Here is a 14,214-nt window from a genome sequence, read left to right as displayed (position 1 = left end):
CAGATGAGCGATGATCCGCTCATCAGCCTGCCAGCCGTGGCGCGCTGATCATCCCGGTCCATGCCGGAGAGCACGGCGACCAATGCCGTCTGCTACACCACCTCACGGGACGCGATCCGCCTGTGCTCGGTAAAACGCTTCGAGATGTACCACGATCGCTTGCCGTCAGGGCCTCCCGGCTTCAACACGGGAAATAGCCATTCGCTTCCGTGATGGCGGATGAAATCGAGCAAGCCGGCAGCGATAAGGCGGGTATGGATGGGCACCTTGCGATCACCCGCCTCCGACTTGGCGTTGGTGATGTCGAAGTACCAGACGCCGTCCTCTTGTTTGATATCTTCCACCTTGCGATCACACATTTCATTCAACCGCATGCCGCTGTAAGCGGAAATGTAGCAAAGCCAAGCGAGCGTGTTGGGGTGGCTCTGTTCCTCGGGGCGGACCTCCGGCTGGGCGGCCAGCAGCTTCTTCATTTCATCGATCGTGTACGGCAGCTTCTGGGTCTTCCGCTTCTCGCCGATTTTGCGGTATTGATCCTCCCAAGGGTTTTCGCTCGACAACAGACCCCGCCGCTTCGCCCACTGCCAAACCATCGAGAGGGCGGTAGCGTATCGGTTGATGGTCCTGTTGCTCAGGCCAGTTTCGTGGTTGCCAAAATCCTTAATGATCTCGCTAAATGTCCGCTGCTTTGTCTGCGGGCTTCGACCCCAGTGGGGGTCAAGCGTGGCAATCTTGTCGAGAAACTCCGCCGCCTGCTTACGATCAATCTCATCCAGGCTTGGCTTGCCCGCCCACTGGTCGAACAGACGATACACGGCTTCGTATTGACCGCGTGTTTGCTCCGTGAGCTTCGCGGACGGGTCGCGTTGGATTTCCTCGATGTAGCGACGGGCCGCGTCGGCGAAGGCCTCCCCGGTCCTTCGCTTCTTCAAGGTCACCGGCTGGAGGGTTTCCATGTCGACGCCGTTGCGTCCGAAGGCGGGCGGCAGGGTGAAGGTTCTCCCGTCCATGACGGCTCGTCGTCCCGCTGCCGCTGCGATGCGCGCCGAAATGAGGGCATGGTCGAGATCGTTAACCTTCCCGCTCTCCAGCTTCTCGGCTTCAAGCTCGGCGAAAATGTCGACGTTCTCCTCGCTCTCGTTGTGCTCGGCAAGCATCTTCAGTGTGCCGTGGTATTCTGCCTGGGCTTTCTCCTCAATCTCGGCAGGTGTCCATGCGCGCTTGCCACGGAAGACTTCAAACTGTGCGGTCCACTCCGCAACCAGGGGCCAGCGATCTTTCTGTGCCTGTGTCAGATCGCGGGTACGCAGCGATTTCACGATATCCGACTTGCCGATCTTTTCGGTCAAATCGGCAGGAACCTTCATCGCAAAGTACCAGCCTTGCCGGCGCTTCTTGAGGTATAGAGTATCGGCCATTTGCTTCCCAGTAGTACACGATGGTGGTACACGTTGATAGCTCACGGCGGCGTAAGAAGTCAATAATAACAATGATTTCTTGGAGTTATTCGCGGATCAGTGGGGCTCCTGGCGCCCCAGCCACACTTCTCCAAACATTCGGTCGGGCGAGTGCGCAAGCGCCGGATATGCATGCACTCTTGTCAAGTCACGCTGCAACTGACACGCTAGTTGCGTTGATTCCAACATGTGTGAGGGAGAAGATGGCTCACAAATTCGAAATCTACAAAGACAAGGCTGGCGAGTTCCGTGTTCGCTTCAAGTACAACAGCGAAGTGATGTTCTCGACCGAGGGCTACAAGACCAAGGCCAGCGCGCAGAACGCCATCGACTCGATCAAGAAGAACGGTCCCGACGCACCCGTCGAGGACAACAGTGCCGGCTGAGTTCGACGCCATATCCTTTGGAGAAAACCCGCCGATTTCACCGGCGGGTTTTTTGTTCCTGAAGCTTAGCCTGCGGTCGCGGCCGGCTTGGTCTGGGCCGGTGCGCCGAGGAACTCTTCGCACCAGCTCGGGCCTTCGGCGCGCTTGCGGTCGCCGACAATGCTGATCGAGCGGATGACGTAGTCGGACGAGACGGTAAGCTGTACCGCGCAGCTCAGATACTCGGTGCGCGCCGACGAAATGCGCTTGCCACGCTTGCCGTCCTTGGTGGTTTCGTATTGCGCCGGGATCTTGCGGGTCTTGTAGCCGCCCTTCCAGCTATAGACCGTGGAGCTGCCGCTTTCGACGTCGGAGATCGGCGGACCGTATTGGGCGAAGAAACCACCGGCCGGCTGGCCGAGCCAACGGGCCTCGACCGCGTTCCTGGAGATCCCCGTTCCGGTCGTCGTACAGCCGGCAAGCACGAGCGCGAGGCCCGCCACCGTCATCATGCGGAAGTTCATGTTTCTGTCCCTTTGGTTCTCGTTCTGAAATAGGCATGGTGCGGAAGCCCGTATCCCCTGGTTTTCCGCGCTTTCCGTTGTGCCTCTAGCGCCAAAAGAGAGGAAAGGAAATCCACGCCGCGGCTCCAGTTTCAGGAAAATATGAAGCGTTGCAGAAAGTCCCTATCGCAAGGCCCTCCGGGCGTCGGCGGCGCAAGCAAAGGGCAATCCCGGCGCGAGTTTTCCACCGTCACAAATTTTTTGAGAAAGGCGCAAAGTTTTTCGAGCTAGGCGCTTGTGAAATCAAAATGCCTGTTCTATAGAGGCGCCGCTGGTCACGGAGTGTAGCGCAGTCTGGTAGCGCACCACGTTCGGGACGTGGGGGTCGCAAGTTCGAATCTTGCCACTCCGACCAGCCAAATCAATCCCTTAGCTGATATCTCCCGTTGTTCACGGCGCTGCGCGCCGGACCGGTAGCCGCTGTCTTCATCATGGCGCGATCCGCCGACCGTTGCCATCCCGGCGTCTCTCCTAGCCGTTCGTCGCTCCTTCGAAGCCATTGGTCGAAAACCCGTGCACCCACGCCTGCCGCCGTCTGTCGGTGCGCGGGCGGAGCCTCTAGGTTCCCGCCATTCGATCAACGACGAGGAACGGGAATGTCGATCAAGCATCTCTCCATTGCGGCGGTTCTGCTTGTGGCCGGCCATTCGATGGCGGCGGCACAGAGCTGCGAGAAGAACTTCAAGGCGACGGGCGTACCGCTGGTGACGCCGGTCTATTTCAAGACCTGGCAGGAGTTTCCGAAGCTGAAACCCGAGACCGCGTTGCAGCGGATGGCGCGCGGGGTGGCGGCCGAAGGGTTCTCGGGCATCGAGATCAACAAGGCGCTCGGCACCATCGAGGCCTATCAGGATACGGCCGGCTCCGGACGTTTGCAGACCCTGCGCGTCGTTGCCCGCAAGCGCGGCTCAGGCACGCGGGTCGATGCGATGTTCGATATCCAGGTCGGGCAGGTAGCCACCAAGCAGGTGGTGCAGGAGGGGCTCTGCAACATCATCCGATCCGCGACCGAATAGGTGCTGCGCCGGTTGCTCTGCAAGATTTGCGCGAGATTCTGTGGAGGAGCAACCAGTATCTGTGCTGCCCGCTTGACGTAGGCGCGTGGTGTGCGAATTCATCGACATGAACAATCGCACACCAGCGCTTTCGCGCGTTTTCGGGTAAGAAATGGTCTATTAGTTTCATTGATCCTTCTGTCGCATATTGCGCGACACTGTGAGCCTGACCTTCGCTTGGCGAGGGCACCGCTTTTCCAAATCATGGCAAATCAAGACGGCTCCCGGAGATTTCCGGGCGAGCAGCATCTTGCTTTCGACCAAGACGTTGCATGCGACGCTTTCGGCAGGACGTTGCATCGCTGGACATGACATTAAGATGATTGTTGCATGCTCGATCGACAGGCGCTTCGCGGAACTCGCGGGCGTCATGCTCTACTCCCTTGAGGAGAATGGCGGCATACCGGATGCCCAGATCTTTATCCTGGCCGACGGATTGCTGGCTTCCGACAAGGACATGCTGCAGGCCTGCGCGAGGCGAAAGCTGCATTTCATCGATATCGAAGGCGATCTCCTCAGCCGGATCTCGAGACTGAGGACGACGAGCTACTGGAGTCGTGCCACTTACGCGCGCCTGTATCTGCCGGAGCTGCTCGCGGATCGACCTTGTCGCATGCTCTATCTGGATGCCGACACGCTGATCAAGAAAAGCCTCGCGGCTCTGTTTGAATTGCAGCTCGCCGGCAAGGCGGTCGCGGCGGTTCCCTATGACGATCCGGCGCGTTTCAACGAGCCGCTTGCTCGGGCGGCGAAGACGCCTTACTTCAATGCGGGTGTCCTGCTCGTCGATATCGATGCGTGGAACGCACAGGACTACACTGCCCGAATCGCTAAACTGCTTCAGAGTCGTTCATTCGGTTTCTTGGACCAGGACGTTTTGAATCTTGCGACCGAGGGGAACTTCGTTCATCTCGCCGGCTGCTGGAATGCGAAGAAGGGATGGGAAGACTATTCCGAAGCTTCGATCGTGCACTTTACGCACGCCAAGCCCAATACGGTAGAATGCGAACACCCGGAAAAGGCAACTTTTCTGGAGTACCGGAAGCAGACGCCCTGGGGCTCGGCGCGGCTGATCACGAATCGCGATCGGCGCGTTCGCACCCTGCTGCTATCGATCAGAAAGAAGTGGCACCGGCTCTCGGCTTTTGCCCGGTAGCTGCGCATGATGGAGCCGTGCAGGCCAACGCACCTTAACGTTGCCCCTGACCATATGGTCGGTCAGCCTTGCTTCTCCAGGCCCTTCAGCACGGATTGCGCGCTGGCCTGCGCCTCCAGCATCGATGTGAAATTGCCCTGGGCAGGATAGGTGACGCCGCGAAACTTGATGACGAAGCACCATCTGCCGTTCTGGCGCTTCTCGACCGACACGCTTGTTTCCGGTTTCTTCTCCAAGCTCATCTTCATCTCCTTGAGCAGCTGCGCTCGCGATGCGCGACCCGCCTGATATCCGCAGGAGATGGTCTCTGTCCATATGCGTCGCGTTTATGTCGGTCGCCGTGGCTCAGTCGACATAAAGTTGCGATCTCAGGCGGTTTTTTGTTTGAAGCGTGTTGAAGCCGTCCGCCGTCGGGCCTAGACAGCCGCCATCATGCCAAGGAGTAACATTTTGAAGGCTGTCGCATCGTTTTCCCAGTTCGTCGGACGCACATTCGCGCTCTGGGTCATCCTATTCGCCGTTCTCGGCTTCGTTTTCCCTGATGTTTTCAAGCAGATCACGCCCTACATCGTCACGCTTCTCGGCATCATCATGTTCGGCATGGGCCTCACGATTTCGCCTGACGATTTCAAGGAGGTCGCCAAGCGCCCGTTCGAGGTCGGTATCGGCGTTGTCTCCCAGTTTCTGATCATGCCGCTGCTCGCAGTTCTGCTGACCGCCATCATTCCGATGTCGCCGGAAGTGGCCGCCGGCGTCATTCTCGTCGGTTGCTGCCCGGGTGGCACCTCGAGCAATGTGATGACCTATCTTTCCAAGGGCGATGTCGCGCTTTCGGTCGCCTGCACCAGCGTCACGACGCTGCTTGCGCCGATCGTCACGCCGTTCCTGGTATGGACGTTTGCCAGCCAGTACCTGCCGGTTGATGCGATGGCGATGTTCATGAGCATCGTCAAGGTCGTGCTTCTGCCGCTGGCGCTGGGCTTTCTCTTCCAGAAACTGCTGCCTGGCCTGGTCAAGGCATCGGTGCCGGCCCTGCCGCTGGTCAGCGTCACCGGCATCGTGCTGATCGTTGCAGCCGTCGTCGGCGCAAGCAAGGGAGCGATTGCAAGCTCCGGACTGCTGATCTTCGCCGTCGTTGTCCTGCACAATGGTCTCGGCTATCTGCTCGGCTTCTTCGCCGCCAGGGCGGCCGGCCTGTCGCTTGCCAAGCGCAAGGCGATCGCGATCGAAGTCGGCATGCAGAACAGTGGTCTGGGTGCGGCGCTCGCCAATGCCTATTTCTCGCCCGTGGCTGCGGTCCCGAGCGCGATCTTCAGCGTCTGGCACAACATTTCCGGCGCTCTGCTTGCCAACTATTTCGCGAGCCGTACGGAGGAAAACAATGCCGAGCCCGTGGTCAGCACCCGCTGATCACATTGCTCGCGACGAGTAGCAGGAGAGGGCTCGCAAGGGCCCTTTTTTGTTTGCCCGAGCCAGGATGGCTGCTTGGTCAGGCGGACTGTCCCACAACGTCCAGAAACGGTGAAACAGCCCTATCGATCCTCATGATCGACGCGCCAACTTACGAATGCGCGGATGGATGAAAAGATGTGATCCGTGCGATTTCGGGTCAGGGTGAAGCGATTGCCGGTCCTGTCCCGTTTTGGGACGGCGGATGGCTCGGCGGCGTCACATAACGACAACGATGCGCCGGTTTATTGTTCACATCGAAACGACGTGTTCACCGGTTGGCGTCTTATCAGCGTGAACAATCGGCGCGATACTTCCACCAACACTTGTTCATGCCCAAAGAGGCCCAGATGCTGAAGGAACCGATTTTCACCTTTCGCGAGATCGCCATATGGTCCGCCATCCTCGGCAGCGTTGTCGGCTATCAGCTGTGGCAGCATGCCGATCCCGCGCCGCTGACAATGGTTATGCCTGCGATCGAACAGCAGCTCTAGCGATGACGATTGCCGGCTGGGTCTACTCCTCCGGCATCCCGTTGCGGCGGGCCGCCTGCAGCAGCTCGATCTCGCCAGCGGCCGGACCGAACTGGTCTTGCAGCCGCTCGGCCTCTTCCGCGTCGATCCGGTATTTCCGCGCAAACGTCTCGATCGATACCGTGCGCCCGCGAATGCCTTGCCGTCTCGCGTCCTCGCCTTGCTGTTCCGATTTCATGGCGTTTCTCCCATGCGGCAGGGAGATAGCGCGACGCGCGCTTTTGGAAAGGCATCCGCGGCGAACGCCGGTGGACCTCAGTCGCCGCAGGCAAAACGAAAAAAGGGGCCGTTCTGGCCCCTTTTTGCTGCGTGATGTCGTTCAACCGTCGATATCGTCGATGATCTCCACCGCCTTGCCGGCGCTCACACGGCGGATCTCGGCCTCCTCGCGACGGTTGGCAAAGAGTTCCGTCGCCATCAGCTGGTCGGCAAGATCGGCCGGCAGCGAGAGGATGACGCGGGCGTCTTCCGTGTGGATGCCGCCGAGCGCCGAGCGCTTTGCCGTGATCATGCCGCCGGCCACCGTGTTGTTGGTGTCCGGGTCGATCAGGATGAAGGCGCCGGTCGTGCGGTTCTGTTCGTAGGTGTCGAAGATTGCCTGCTCGTCGAAGGAAAGATGCACCTTGCCGATGGCGTTCATCGGCAGCTGCTCGGCCTGGTTCCACTTGCCGGTCTTGAGATCGAGCTGGCTTGCCGGCTGCACCTGGACGCGCTGGCGGCGGCTGCCGCTCTTCAGCCAGTAGCGCTTGCCGGGCTGGATGCCTTCGGCCTGCAGGGCGACGAGTTGTGCGTCGAAGGAGAGGCCGGTCAGCGGCTGGCTGTCGATCGCGACGATCATGTCACCGCGCGACACATCCACCTGACGGTCGAGCACCAGCGTGATCGCGTCGCCGGCAACGGCTGCGTTGCGCACGAGGTCGAACGTGACGATCTTGGTGACGTTGGCGACCATGCCCGAGGGCAGGATCACGACGCTGTCGCCGGGCTTCACCGAGCCGCCGGCAACCGTTCCCTGATAGCCACGGAAGCTTTCGCCCGGGCGCGAGACGCGCTGCACCGGCAGGCGGAAGCCGACCGTCTGCGCCGAACGGGTGGTTGCCAGTTCCAGGACCTCGATCAAGGTCGGGCCGTCATACCAGGGCATTGCGGCACGGCCGTCATAGACGACGTTCTCGCCCTTCAGCGCCGAGACCGGGATGGCCGTGACCTGGCGCACGCCGAGCGACAGCGCCAGTTCCCTGAATTCGTGGCTGATCTCCTCGAAACGGGCGCGGTCGTAGTCTGTGAGGTCGATCTTGTTGACCGCCAGCACGAACTGCTTGATGCCCATCAGTGTCGCGATCGTCGCGTGCCGGCGGGTCTGTTCCAGAAGGCCGACGCGGGCGTCGACCAAGAGCACGGCGAGATCGGCGGTCGAAGCGCCCGTCGCCATGTTGCGGGTATATTGCTCATGGCCGGGCGTGTCGGCGACGATGAAGGAGCGCTTGTCGGTCGAGAAGTAGCGATAGGCGACGTCGATGGTGATGCCCTGTTCGCGCTCGGCCTGGAGGCCGTCGAGAAGCAGCGCGAAGTCGGGCAGGCCGAGATCGTTCTGCTTGCCGTTGGAATCGCGCTGCAGCGTCGCTGCCTGGTCTTCCTTGACCGCTTTGGTGTCCCAGAGCAGACGGCCGATCAGCGTCGACTTGCCGTCGTCGACCGAGCCGCAGGTGATGAGGCGCAGCGGGCGGCTGTCACGCGCAGCACGCGCCGGCTCCTGTGCCGGAAAGGCCAGAACTTCGCCGGCTACAACGTGCTCAACGGCATTCGCGGTTGCGGGTGCGGTCATCAGAAATATCCTTCGCGTTTCTTCTTTTCCATCGAGCCGGATTGGTCACGGTCGATGGCGCGGCCCTGGCGTTCGGATACGGTCGCGGTTTCGAGTTCGGAGATGATGTCGTCGAGCGTGGTTGCGTTCGAGCGGATGGCGCCGGTCAGCGGGAAGCAGCCGAGCGTGCGGAAGCGGATCACTTCCTCGCGCTTGGTTTCGCCCGGCAGCAGTTCGAGCCGCGGGTCTTCGGCAAGGATCATCATGCCGTCGCGTTCGACGATCGGGCGCTTCTCAGCGAAATAAAGCGGCACGATCGGAATGTCCTCGGCCTGGATGTAGCGCCAGATATCGACCTCGGTCCAGTTGGAGAGCGGGAAGGCGCGCACGCTTTCGCCCTTGCGGATCATGCCGTTGTAGACGTTCCAGAGTTCCGGGCGCTGGTTGCGCGGATCCCAGCGGTGGTCGGGCGTGCGGAACGAGTAGATGCGCTCCTTGGCGCGGCTTGCCTCCTCGTCGCGGCGTGCACCGCCGAAAGCGGCGTCGAACTGTCCGGCGTCGAGCGCCTGGCGCAGCGCCTCGGTCTTCATGATGTCGGTGTAGAGCGCCGAGCCATGGGTGAACGGCGTGACGTTCTCGGCCGCACCGCGCGGATTGACGTGCTCGATCAGGTCGAGGTCGTAGCGCTCGACGATCTCGTTGCGGAACGCGATCATCTCCGCGAACTTCCAGCCGGTGTTGACGTGCAGCAGCTGGAAGGGCACGCGGCCCGGATAGAAGGCCTTGCGCGCCAGGTGCAGCAGAACCGAGGAATCCTTGCCGATCGAATAGAGCATGACCGGGCGCTCGAACTCGGCGGCCACTTCGCGGAAGATGTGGATGGCTTCGTTTTCCAGCGCCTTCAGGTGCGGATCGAGCGGCGGTTTGGCGCTCTGCGGGTTATGCAGTTCCGTTTCCGGATGGATATGGGGCATTTCAGTCTCCGGGAGGATTTGTCTTTGATGGAGCGCGCCAGCCTCAGGCGGCGCTGCTCGAAGTCGGGATGATGGAGCTCGCTGCCGTCTCGGGAACGTGCAGGCCGCATTCACGCTTCTCGTCGTTCTCCCACCACCAGCGGCCGGCGCGCTCGGGCTCGCCGGGCTTGATGGCGCGGGTGCAGGGTTCGCAGCCGATCGATGGATAGCCGCGTGCATGCAGCGGGTTGACCGGGATGGCGTGAGTGGCGACGTGGGCACGAATGGTCTCGATGTCCCAGTCGGCAAGCGGGTTGATCTTGATCAGCCCGCGTTCGAGGTCAGCCTCGGCAAAGGGCGTCGAGGCGCGATTTCCCGACTGGCCGCGGCGCAGGCCGGTGACCCAGAAGGCTGCCCCTTCAAGCGCGCGCGCAAGCGGCTTCAGCTTGCGCACGTCGCAACAGGCGTGCCGGGCTTCGACGCTTTCGTAGAAACCGTTGAGGCCGTAACGCGCCGCATAGGCGTCGATGTCGGCCTGTTCCGGATGGTAGCGCTTGATCAGAATGCCGTAGGCCTCTTCCGTCTTGTCGATCAGCGCGGCCGTTTCGTTAAAAAGGCGACCGGTCTGGAGCGTGACGACGTCGACGGCAAGCTTGTTCTTGCCGATCGCGGCGGTGATCACCTGGTCCTCGATCCCGAGCGATGTGGTGAAGACGGCTCGTCCGTCAAGACCTGCGACAAGGGCGAGGCGCCCGGCAAGATCCAGGCCTTCGAGCCGCTCGTTCAGAGCCTTGGCATTGGTTTCAAGGGATGACGTGGTCATGGCTGCGTCCTGTTCCAAGTTGCTCGGAATATCGCAGCCGAACAGGACAAAGGACAGAAATAGCGGTTTCTAATGCTGTTTGTTTGGAGCAAATCTGCCTCTCAGATCGAAAGGCAGTGAAAAACCGAATATAGACTAGTAATTTACTAGATTTAATACTGTACTGTCAGCGCGGGTAAGGCGGAATGGCAGAAGGCGCGAACCTCGGGGCCCGCGCCTTCCTGGTCCAACCGAACCTGATTGTCAGAACTCCGCCCAGCCGTCCTCCTGTGGCCGCGCGCCGCCGCGATAGGCGCCGGCAAGCTTGCGGGTCAGGGCCCGTGCGGGCGAGGGGGCTGCGTTTTCCGCGGCAGCACTCGCCACGAGACGCGGCGCTGCCGAGGCGCCGTTGCCGGTCTTGAAGCGCATCAGGAGGTCGTTGAGCGCGCCGGCCTCGCGGGCAAGGCTGTGGCTGGCGGCGGTCGATTGCTCCACCATCGCCGCATTTTGTTGCGTGCCCTGGTCGATGGCATTCACCGCGGTATTGATCTGCTGAATGCCGGCCGCCTGTTCGCGGGCGCTTTCGACGATCGCCGTCACGTGGCTGCTGATCTCCTGGACCTCGGTGATGATGCCTTCGAGTGCCGCGCCGGTTTCACGCACCAGCGTCACGCCGGATTTCACCTGCTGGCCCGAGGTCGCGATCAATACCTTGATCTCCTTGGCAGCCTGGGCCGAGCGCTGGGCGAGTTCGCGCACCTCCTGGGCGACGACGGCGAAGCCCTTGCCGGCTTCGCCTGCGCGTGCCGCCTCGACGCCGGCATTGAGTGCGAGCAGGTTCGTCTGGAAGGCGATGTCGTCGATCACGCCGATGATGCTGGAGATCTCCCGCGACGAGGCCTCGATGCCGCTCATGGCGGTGACGGCGTTGCCGACGATCTCGCCGGATTTCTCCGCCGCACCGCGGGTGCGGGTGACGAGCGTGCCGGCTTCTTCCGCCCGCCGGCTGGCATCTGCGACCGTGGTGGCGATCTGGTCGAGGGCCGCCGCAGTCTCCTCCACCGAGGCTGCCTGTTGCTCCGTGCGCTTGGAAAGGTCGCCCGCCGCCGAGCGGATTTCGCTGGCGCCTGCATTGATGCTGCGGGCGTTCTCGCCGACCGAGCGCAGCGCCTCTTCGAGATTGGTGACGGAGCTGTTGAAGTTGGTGCGCAGTGCGTCGAGCCGTTCGGCAAGCGGTGTTTCGATCCGGAACGTGAGGTCACCGTCAGCAAGGCGGTCGAGGCCAAAACCAAGCGCGCTGACAGCTGTCTGGACCTCCGCCGCCTCTTTCGCCTTCTGTGCTTCGCGCTGTTCGCGCTCCCGTTCGGAAAGCGAACGGCCGGCCTCCGCCTCCTGCTCCAGCCGCTGGCGTTCGAGCGCATTGTCGCGGAAGACGGCGACCGCGCCCGCCATCTGGCCGATTTCATCCCGGCGGCCTTCACCGAAAATGACGGCCTTGAGATTGCCGGCGGCGAGCTGGCGCATGGCCTCGCGCAGTTTCGTCAGTGGACGCAGCAGGCCGGCGATCACGAACCAGACGGTCGCTCCAAGCATGATCAGGGCGAAACCGGCGATCACGGTCTGCCAGAGCGTAAGGTTGTCCTTTTCGGCTTTCGCCGCTTCGAGTTCGGCGTTGGCCTCGGAAAGCTGCAGCTTGATCAGTTCGCTGATCGGGGCGGCGAGAGGATCGACGGAGGGGTAGAGTTTGCCGTCGACGAAACGCTCGAGTTCCGGCTTGTCCTCGCGCTCCATGATCTCGACGAGGCCGCGGATCGAGGCGTCGCTGGCCACGCGCGCCTTGTCGAAAGTCTCGGCCAGTTGCCTCTCTTGCGGTGTGAGACGCGTCGCCTCATAGGTGCGCCATTGCGTGTCGATCGTGGCAAGGGCGGTGTTGATCGCCTGCTTGCCCGCCGTCCAGCCGAGCGCGCCGCTCCTGACCTTGTGGGTCGTATCGACGATCTCGACCGCATACATGTCGGACACCGTTTTGAGATGATCGACCGGCAGCAACCGGTCGGCGACGATCGATTCCGTTCGCTTGGAGATCGATGTCATCGCATTGAAAGCCGTGGCGATCATGACCAGCATGGCGACGGCGAGCAGGGACAGACACACGAGCAGGCGTGCTTTGATTGTCATGAATAAAGCTCCGCGGTTGCCCGCAAGGCAAAATCATCCTCGGCCGATGGCCGCGGACAGGCCGCAAAGGCATCGGTAAGCGAGCTCGCCTTGGCAGGGGAGTGATGTTGATGATGGGATGGAGCACGCGATACTGCGCGGCGATACTGCCGTCATGGCACATTCGCCCAGCGTTCACTCCGTCTCATATAGACATAACAACCGGAGATTAAGAATGGCTAAATTTTAAGCTGTTGGTCAATATTCGCGCAACCCATGGTCATCGCAACCACAGGCGGCAGCCGGGCGATGCTCAAGAAGTGTTGAAGACCACATCCTTTCGCAATCCGCTCTTCGGGTTCAAGCTGCCGCCTCTGCGAAACAGGCGAAGGAGCAGGCAGATGTGGAATGCCATTTCACGCCGTGGCGTTGCAGCGGCCATTCTGACGGGACTTCTCGTCACGAGCGCCTATGCCCATCACGGATGGTCCTGGGCCGAGGCCGACCAGATCGAGCTCAAGGGCATCATCCGTGAAATCTCGATGGCACCGCCGCACCCGACCTTACAGGTGGAGTCGGCCACGGATGGCCTGTGGCACGTCGAACTCGGCAATCCCCGGCAGACAGAACGTTCAGGCTTCGTCGAGGGGGCGGCCAAGGCCGGCGACGAGGTCATCGTTCTCGGTAACCGTTCACTCGACCCGAACGAAAAGCGCATGAAGGCGGTGCGCATCACGGTCTCCGGCAAGACCTATGATATCTATCCGGAGCGCATTCGGGCCGGTGGATGAGCGGCGCGGAACTCGTCGAATGGATCGCCGGCTGGCCGGTGGGCGCGGCGCTGAGGCGCTCAGCGATCCTCTATCTCGTGGTCAACGCAGCGCATGTTCTCGCGATCGGCCTGCTCATCGGCGCGATCGTGCCGCTTGATCTGCGGCTGCTCGGGCTCGTCGGCCCGGCGCCGTTGGAGGTGCTTGGGCCTTTCCTGGCGCGCGCCGCCGCCGTTGGCCTCGCCCTGGCCGTCGTCACCGGCCTTTGCCTCTTCAGCGTCAGGCCGTCCGCCTATCTCACCAATCCGGCACTCCTGACCAAGCTTGTGCTTCTGGCAGTCGGAACGCTGAATGCACTGTCCGTCCGCGTGAGCACGGCCTGGTCGGTGGCGCTCGCAGGTGGAGCCGTGGCGTTGCGCCTGCGTGCGCAGGCGCTTGCCTCCTTGGTCACGTGGCTTGGTGCTCTGCTCGCCGGCCGCTGGATCGGCTTTCTCTGACGCGGATCCTACCGCTCGCCCGCCGTTCTCCACGCGGGAAGGGCGGGCTCCTGTTCGACCGTTCTTCCTCGCACGAACTGCAGCGTCATCTCGGCCACGCGTTGGCCGAGATGACTTGCCGTCTCAAGATCGGATGGCGGCGGCGCCAGATCGGCGTCCTGGTCGACATTCGACTGGGCGCCGGCGCCCAGCCAGAAGCCAAGCCGGTTGAGATCGTCAGGCGAGCCTTTGGTCGAGTGGTTGGCCGGTGGCAGGTCGAGGTTGATCCAGTGCATGCCATGCTGGGCAGCAAAGAGAGCAAGTTGCATCAGCGTCGCGAGTTTGTCGCCCGAGGCGGTTCCCGAGTTGGTGAAACCGGCAGCAAACTTGTTTTTCCAGAGGTAGCCCTTGGCCATCACGGCACTGGAACTCGCTTCCTGAAATGACTTGAACGCGGCTGATTGGCCGCCGACATAGGTCGGCGTGCCGAAAATGATCGCCTCGGCTGAGCCAAGATCGTTCCACCGCGCCGGTGCGTCCTCAACGGCCAGGAGCAGGCATTGAGCGCCGTCGACCCGCTCGATACCGGCTTTGACGGCCTGGGCCTGGCGTGCCGTGTGCCCATATCCGCTGTGGTAGATGACGGCTATGCATATGTTGCTCATGGTTTGGTC

At 61.8% G+C, this 14,214-nt stretch carries 16 protein-coding genes and 1 tRNA gene; 8 read left to right on the top strand and 9 right to left on the bottom strand.

The features are described from left to right. Positions 1–92: 92 nt before the first annotated feature. The gene (locus C1A35_RS29380) at positions 93–1,418 is read right to left on the bottom strand and encodes a DUF6538 domain-containing protein (protein ID WP_104667768.1); all 1,326 of its coding nucleotides are present in this window, start codon (positions 1,416–1,418) and stop codon (positions 93–95) included. Between the two features lie 242 nt (positions 1,419–1,660). On the opposite strand from C1A35_RS29380, the gene C1A35_RS29375 reads away from it, so the two are divergent. Then, on the top strand, positions 1,661–1,843 hold the full coding sequence (locus C1A35_RS29375) for a YegP family protein (RefSeq protein ID WP_034801332.1): 183 nt from the start codon (positions 1,661–1,663) through the stop codon (positions 1,841–1,843). 65 nt (positions 1,844–1,908) lie between these two features. On the opposite strand, the gene C1A35_RS29370 is transcribed toward C1A35_RS29375, so the two are convergent. Then, on the bottom strand, positions 1,909–2,346 hold the full coding sequence (locus tag C1A35_RS29370) for a hypothetical protein (protein WP_104667767.1): 438 nt from the start codon (positions 2,344–2,346) through the stop codon (positions 1,909–1,911). A gap of 317 nt (positions 2,347–2,663) precedes the next feature. Here C1A35_RS29370 and C1A35_RS29365 point away from each other — a divergent pair. The 3 genes from C1A35_RS29365 (at position 2,664) to C1A35_RS29355 (ending at position 4,596) form a co-directional block, all read left to right on the top strand. Beyond that, a tRNA-Pro gene (locus C1A35_RS29365) sits at positions 2,664–2,740 on the top strand. 247 nt (positions 2,741–2,987) lie between these two features. Beyond that, positions 2,988–3,401 carry a hypothetical protein gene (locus C1A35_RS29360; protein WP_104667781.1) on the top strand — a complete coding sequence of 138 codons (414 nt, stop codon included), beginning with the start codon at positions 2,988–2,990 and terminating at the stop codon, positions 3,399–3,401. Between the two features lie 289 nt (positions 3,402–3,690). Then, positions 3,691–4,596 carry a glycosyltransferase family 8 protein gene (locus C1A35_RS29355; RefSeq protein WP_104667766.1) on the top strand — a complete coding sequence of 302 codons (906 nt, stop codon included), beginning with the start codon at positions 3,691–3,693 and terminating at the stop codon, positions 4,594–4,596. Between the two features lie 62 nt (positions 4,597–4,658). Here the strand turns inward: C1A35_RS29355 and C1A35_RS29350 are convergent, their stop codons facing one another. Continuing rightward, entirely contained in the window at positions 4,659–4,838 is a 180-nt protein-coding gene (locus C1A35_RS29350) for a hypothetical protein (RefSeq protein WP_104667765.1), read from the bottom strand. Positions 4,839–5,046: 208 nt separating this feature from the next. Here C1A35_RS29350 and C1A35_RS29345 point away from each other — a divergent pair, with 208 nt between their 5' ends. After that, positions 5,047–6,006 (top strand): bile acid:sodium symporter family protein, encoded by a 960-nt coding sequence (locus C1A35_RS29345; protein WP_104667764.1) that lies wholly within the window; start codon positions 5,047–5,049, stop codon positions 6,004–6,006. 389 nt (positions 6,007–6,395) lie between these two features. Then, positions 6,396–6,539 (top strand): hypothetical protein, encoded by a 144-nt coding sequence (locus tag C1A35_RS36470; protein WP_179119586.1) that lies wholly within the window; start codon positions 6,396–6,398, stop codon positions 6,537–6,539. Between the two features lie 22 nt (positions 6,540–6,561). Here the strand turns inward: C1A35_RS36470 and C1A35_RS29340 are convergent, their stop codons facing one another. The 5 genes from C1A35_RS29340 to C1A35_RS29320 form a co-directional block, all read right to left on the bottom strand. Next, the gene (locus C1A35_RS29340) at positions 6,562–6,756 is read right to left on the bottom strand and encodes a hypothetical protein (RefSeq protein ID WP_104667763.1); all 195 of its coding nucleotides are present in this window, start codon (positions 6,754–6,756) and stop codon (positions 6,562–6,564) included. A gap of 141 nt (positions 6,757–6,897) precedes the next feature. After that, positions 6,898–8,403, bottom strand: a complete 1,506-nt coding sequence (gene cysN, locus C1A35_RS29335; RefSeq protein WP_104667762.1) for a sulfate adenylyltransferase subunit CysN — start codon at positions 8,401–8,403, stop codon at positions 6,898–6,900. After that, entirely contained in the window at positions 8,403–9,356 is a 954-nt protein-coding gene (cysD, locus tag C1A35_RS29330; RefSeq protein ID WP_104667761.1) for a sulfate adenylyltransferase subunit CysD, read from the bottom strand. The genes cysN and cysD overlap by 1 nt, the downstream gene beginning before the upstream one ends. 43 nt (positions 9,357–9,399) lie before the next feature. Beyond that, complete coding sequence (locus C1A35_RS29325) at positions 9,400–10,158, bottom strand: phosphoadenylyl-sulfate reductase (RefSeq protein ID WP_104667760.1); 759 nt, start codon at positions 10,156–10,158, stop codon at positions 9,400–9,402. Positions 10,159–10,401: 243 nt separating this feature from the next. Next, positions 10,402–12,315 carry a HAMP domain-containing methyl-accepting chemotaxis protein gene (locus C1A35_RS29320; protein ID WP_104667759.1) on the bottom strand — a complete coding sequence of 638 codons (1,914 nt, stop codon included), beginning with the start codon at positions 12,313–12,315 and terminating at the stop codon, positions 10,402–10,404. Between the two features lie 380 nt (positions 12,316–12,695). On the opposite strand from C1A35_RS29320, the gene C1A35_RS29315 reads away from it, so the two are divergent. Both C1A35_RS29315 and C1A35_RS29310 read left to right on the top strand, forming a co-directional pair. Beyond that, positions 12,696–13,085, top strand: coding sequence for a DUF6152 family protein (locus tag C1A35_RS29315; protein WP_104667758.1), 390 nt, complete (start codon positions 12,696–12,698; stop codon positions 13,083–13,085). Next, the gene (locus C1A35_RS29310; protein WP_104667757.1) at positions 13,082–13,561 is read left to right on the top strand and encodes a DUF2214 domain-containing protein; all 480 of its coding nucleotides are present in this window, start codon (positions 13,082–13,084) and stop codon (positions 13,559–13,561) included. The genes C1A35_RS29315 and C1A35_RS29310 overlap by 4 nt, the downstream gene beginning before the upstream one ends. A gap of 8 nt (positions 13,562–13,569) precedes the next feature. On the opposite strand, the gene C1A35_RS29305 is transcribed toward C1A35_RS29310, so the two are convergent. After that, a complete protein-coding gene (locus tag C1A35_RS29305; protein WP_104667756.1) occupies positions 13,570–14,205 on the bottom strand; it encodes a flavodoxin family protein in 636 nt (211 codons plus the stop codon). Between the last annotated feature and the right edge of the window lie 9 nt (positions 14,206–14,214).

This window comes from Ensifer adhaerens (assembly GCF_002940685.1).
Lineage (GTDB): Bacteria > Pseudomonadota > Alphaproteobacteria > Rhizobiales > Rhizobiaceae > Ensifer > Ensifer adhaerens_E.
This window is presented reverse-complemented; position numbering and strand designations above follow the sequence as displayed.

Bases quoted from the DNA above. Each gene is read 5' to 3' on its own strand.
- C1A35_RS29375 (WP_034801332.1), top strand. From the start codon at position 1,661: ATGGCTCACAAATTCGAAATCTACAAAGACAAGGCTGGCGAGTTCCGT.
- cysD (WP_104667761.1), bottom strand. From the start codon at position 9,356: ATGCCCCATATCCATCCGGAAACGGAACTGCATAACCCGCAGAGCGCC.
- C1A35_RS29380 (WP_104667768.1), bottom strand. From the start codon at position 1,418: ATGGCCGATACTCTATACCTCAAGAAGCGCCGGCAAGGCTGGTACTTT.
- C1A35_RS29350 (WP_104667765.1), bottom strand. From the start codon at position 4,838: ATGAGCTTGGAGAAGAAACCGGAAACAAGCGTGTCGGTCGAGAAGCGC.
- C1A35_RS29315 (WP_104667758.1), top strand. From the start codon at position 12,696: ATGTGGAATGCCATTTCACGCCGTGGCGTTGCAGCGGCCATTCTGACG.
- C1A35_RS29370 (WP_104667767.1), bottom strand. From the start codon at position 2,346: ATGAACTTCCGCATGATGACGGTGGCGGGCCTCGCGCTCGTGCTTGCC.
- C1A35_RS29310 (WP_104667757.1), top strand. From the start codon at position 13,082: ATGAGCGGCGCGGAACTCGTCGAATGGATCGCCGGCTGGCCGGTGGGC.
- cysN (WP_104667762.1), bottom strand. From the start codon at position 8,403: ATGACCGCACCCGCAACCGCGAATGCCGTTGAGCACGTTGTAGCCGGC.
- C1A35_RS29340 (WP_104667763.1), bottom strand. From the start codon at position 6,756: ATGAAATCGGAACAGCAAGGCGAGGACGCGAGACGGCAAGGCATTCGC.
- C1A35_RS36470 (WP_179119586.1), top strand. From the start codon at position 6,396: ATGCTGAAGGAACCGATTTTCACCTTTCGCGAGATCGCCATATGGTCC.
- C1A35_RS29325 (WP_104667760.1), bottom strand. From the start codon at position 10,158: ATGACCACGTCATCCCTTGAAACCAATGCCAAGGCTCTGAACGAGCGG.
- C1A35_RS29320 (WP_104667759.1), bottom strand. From the start codon at position 12,315: ATGACAATCAAAGCACGCCTGCTCGTGTGTCTGTCCCTGCTCGCCGTC.
- C1A35_RS29305 (WP_104667756.1), bottom strand. From the start codon at position 14,205: ATGAGCAACATATGCATAGCCGTCATCTACCACAGCGGATATGGGCAC.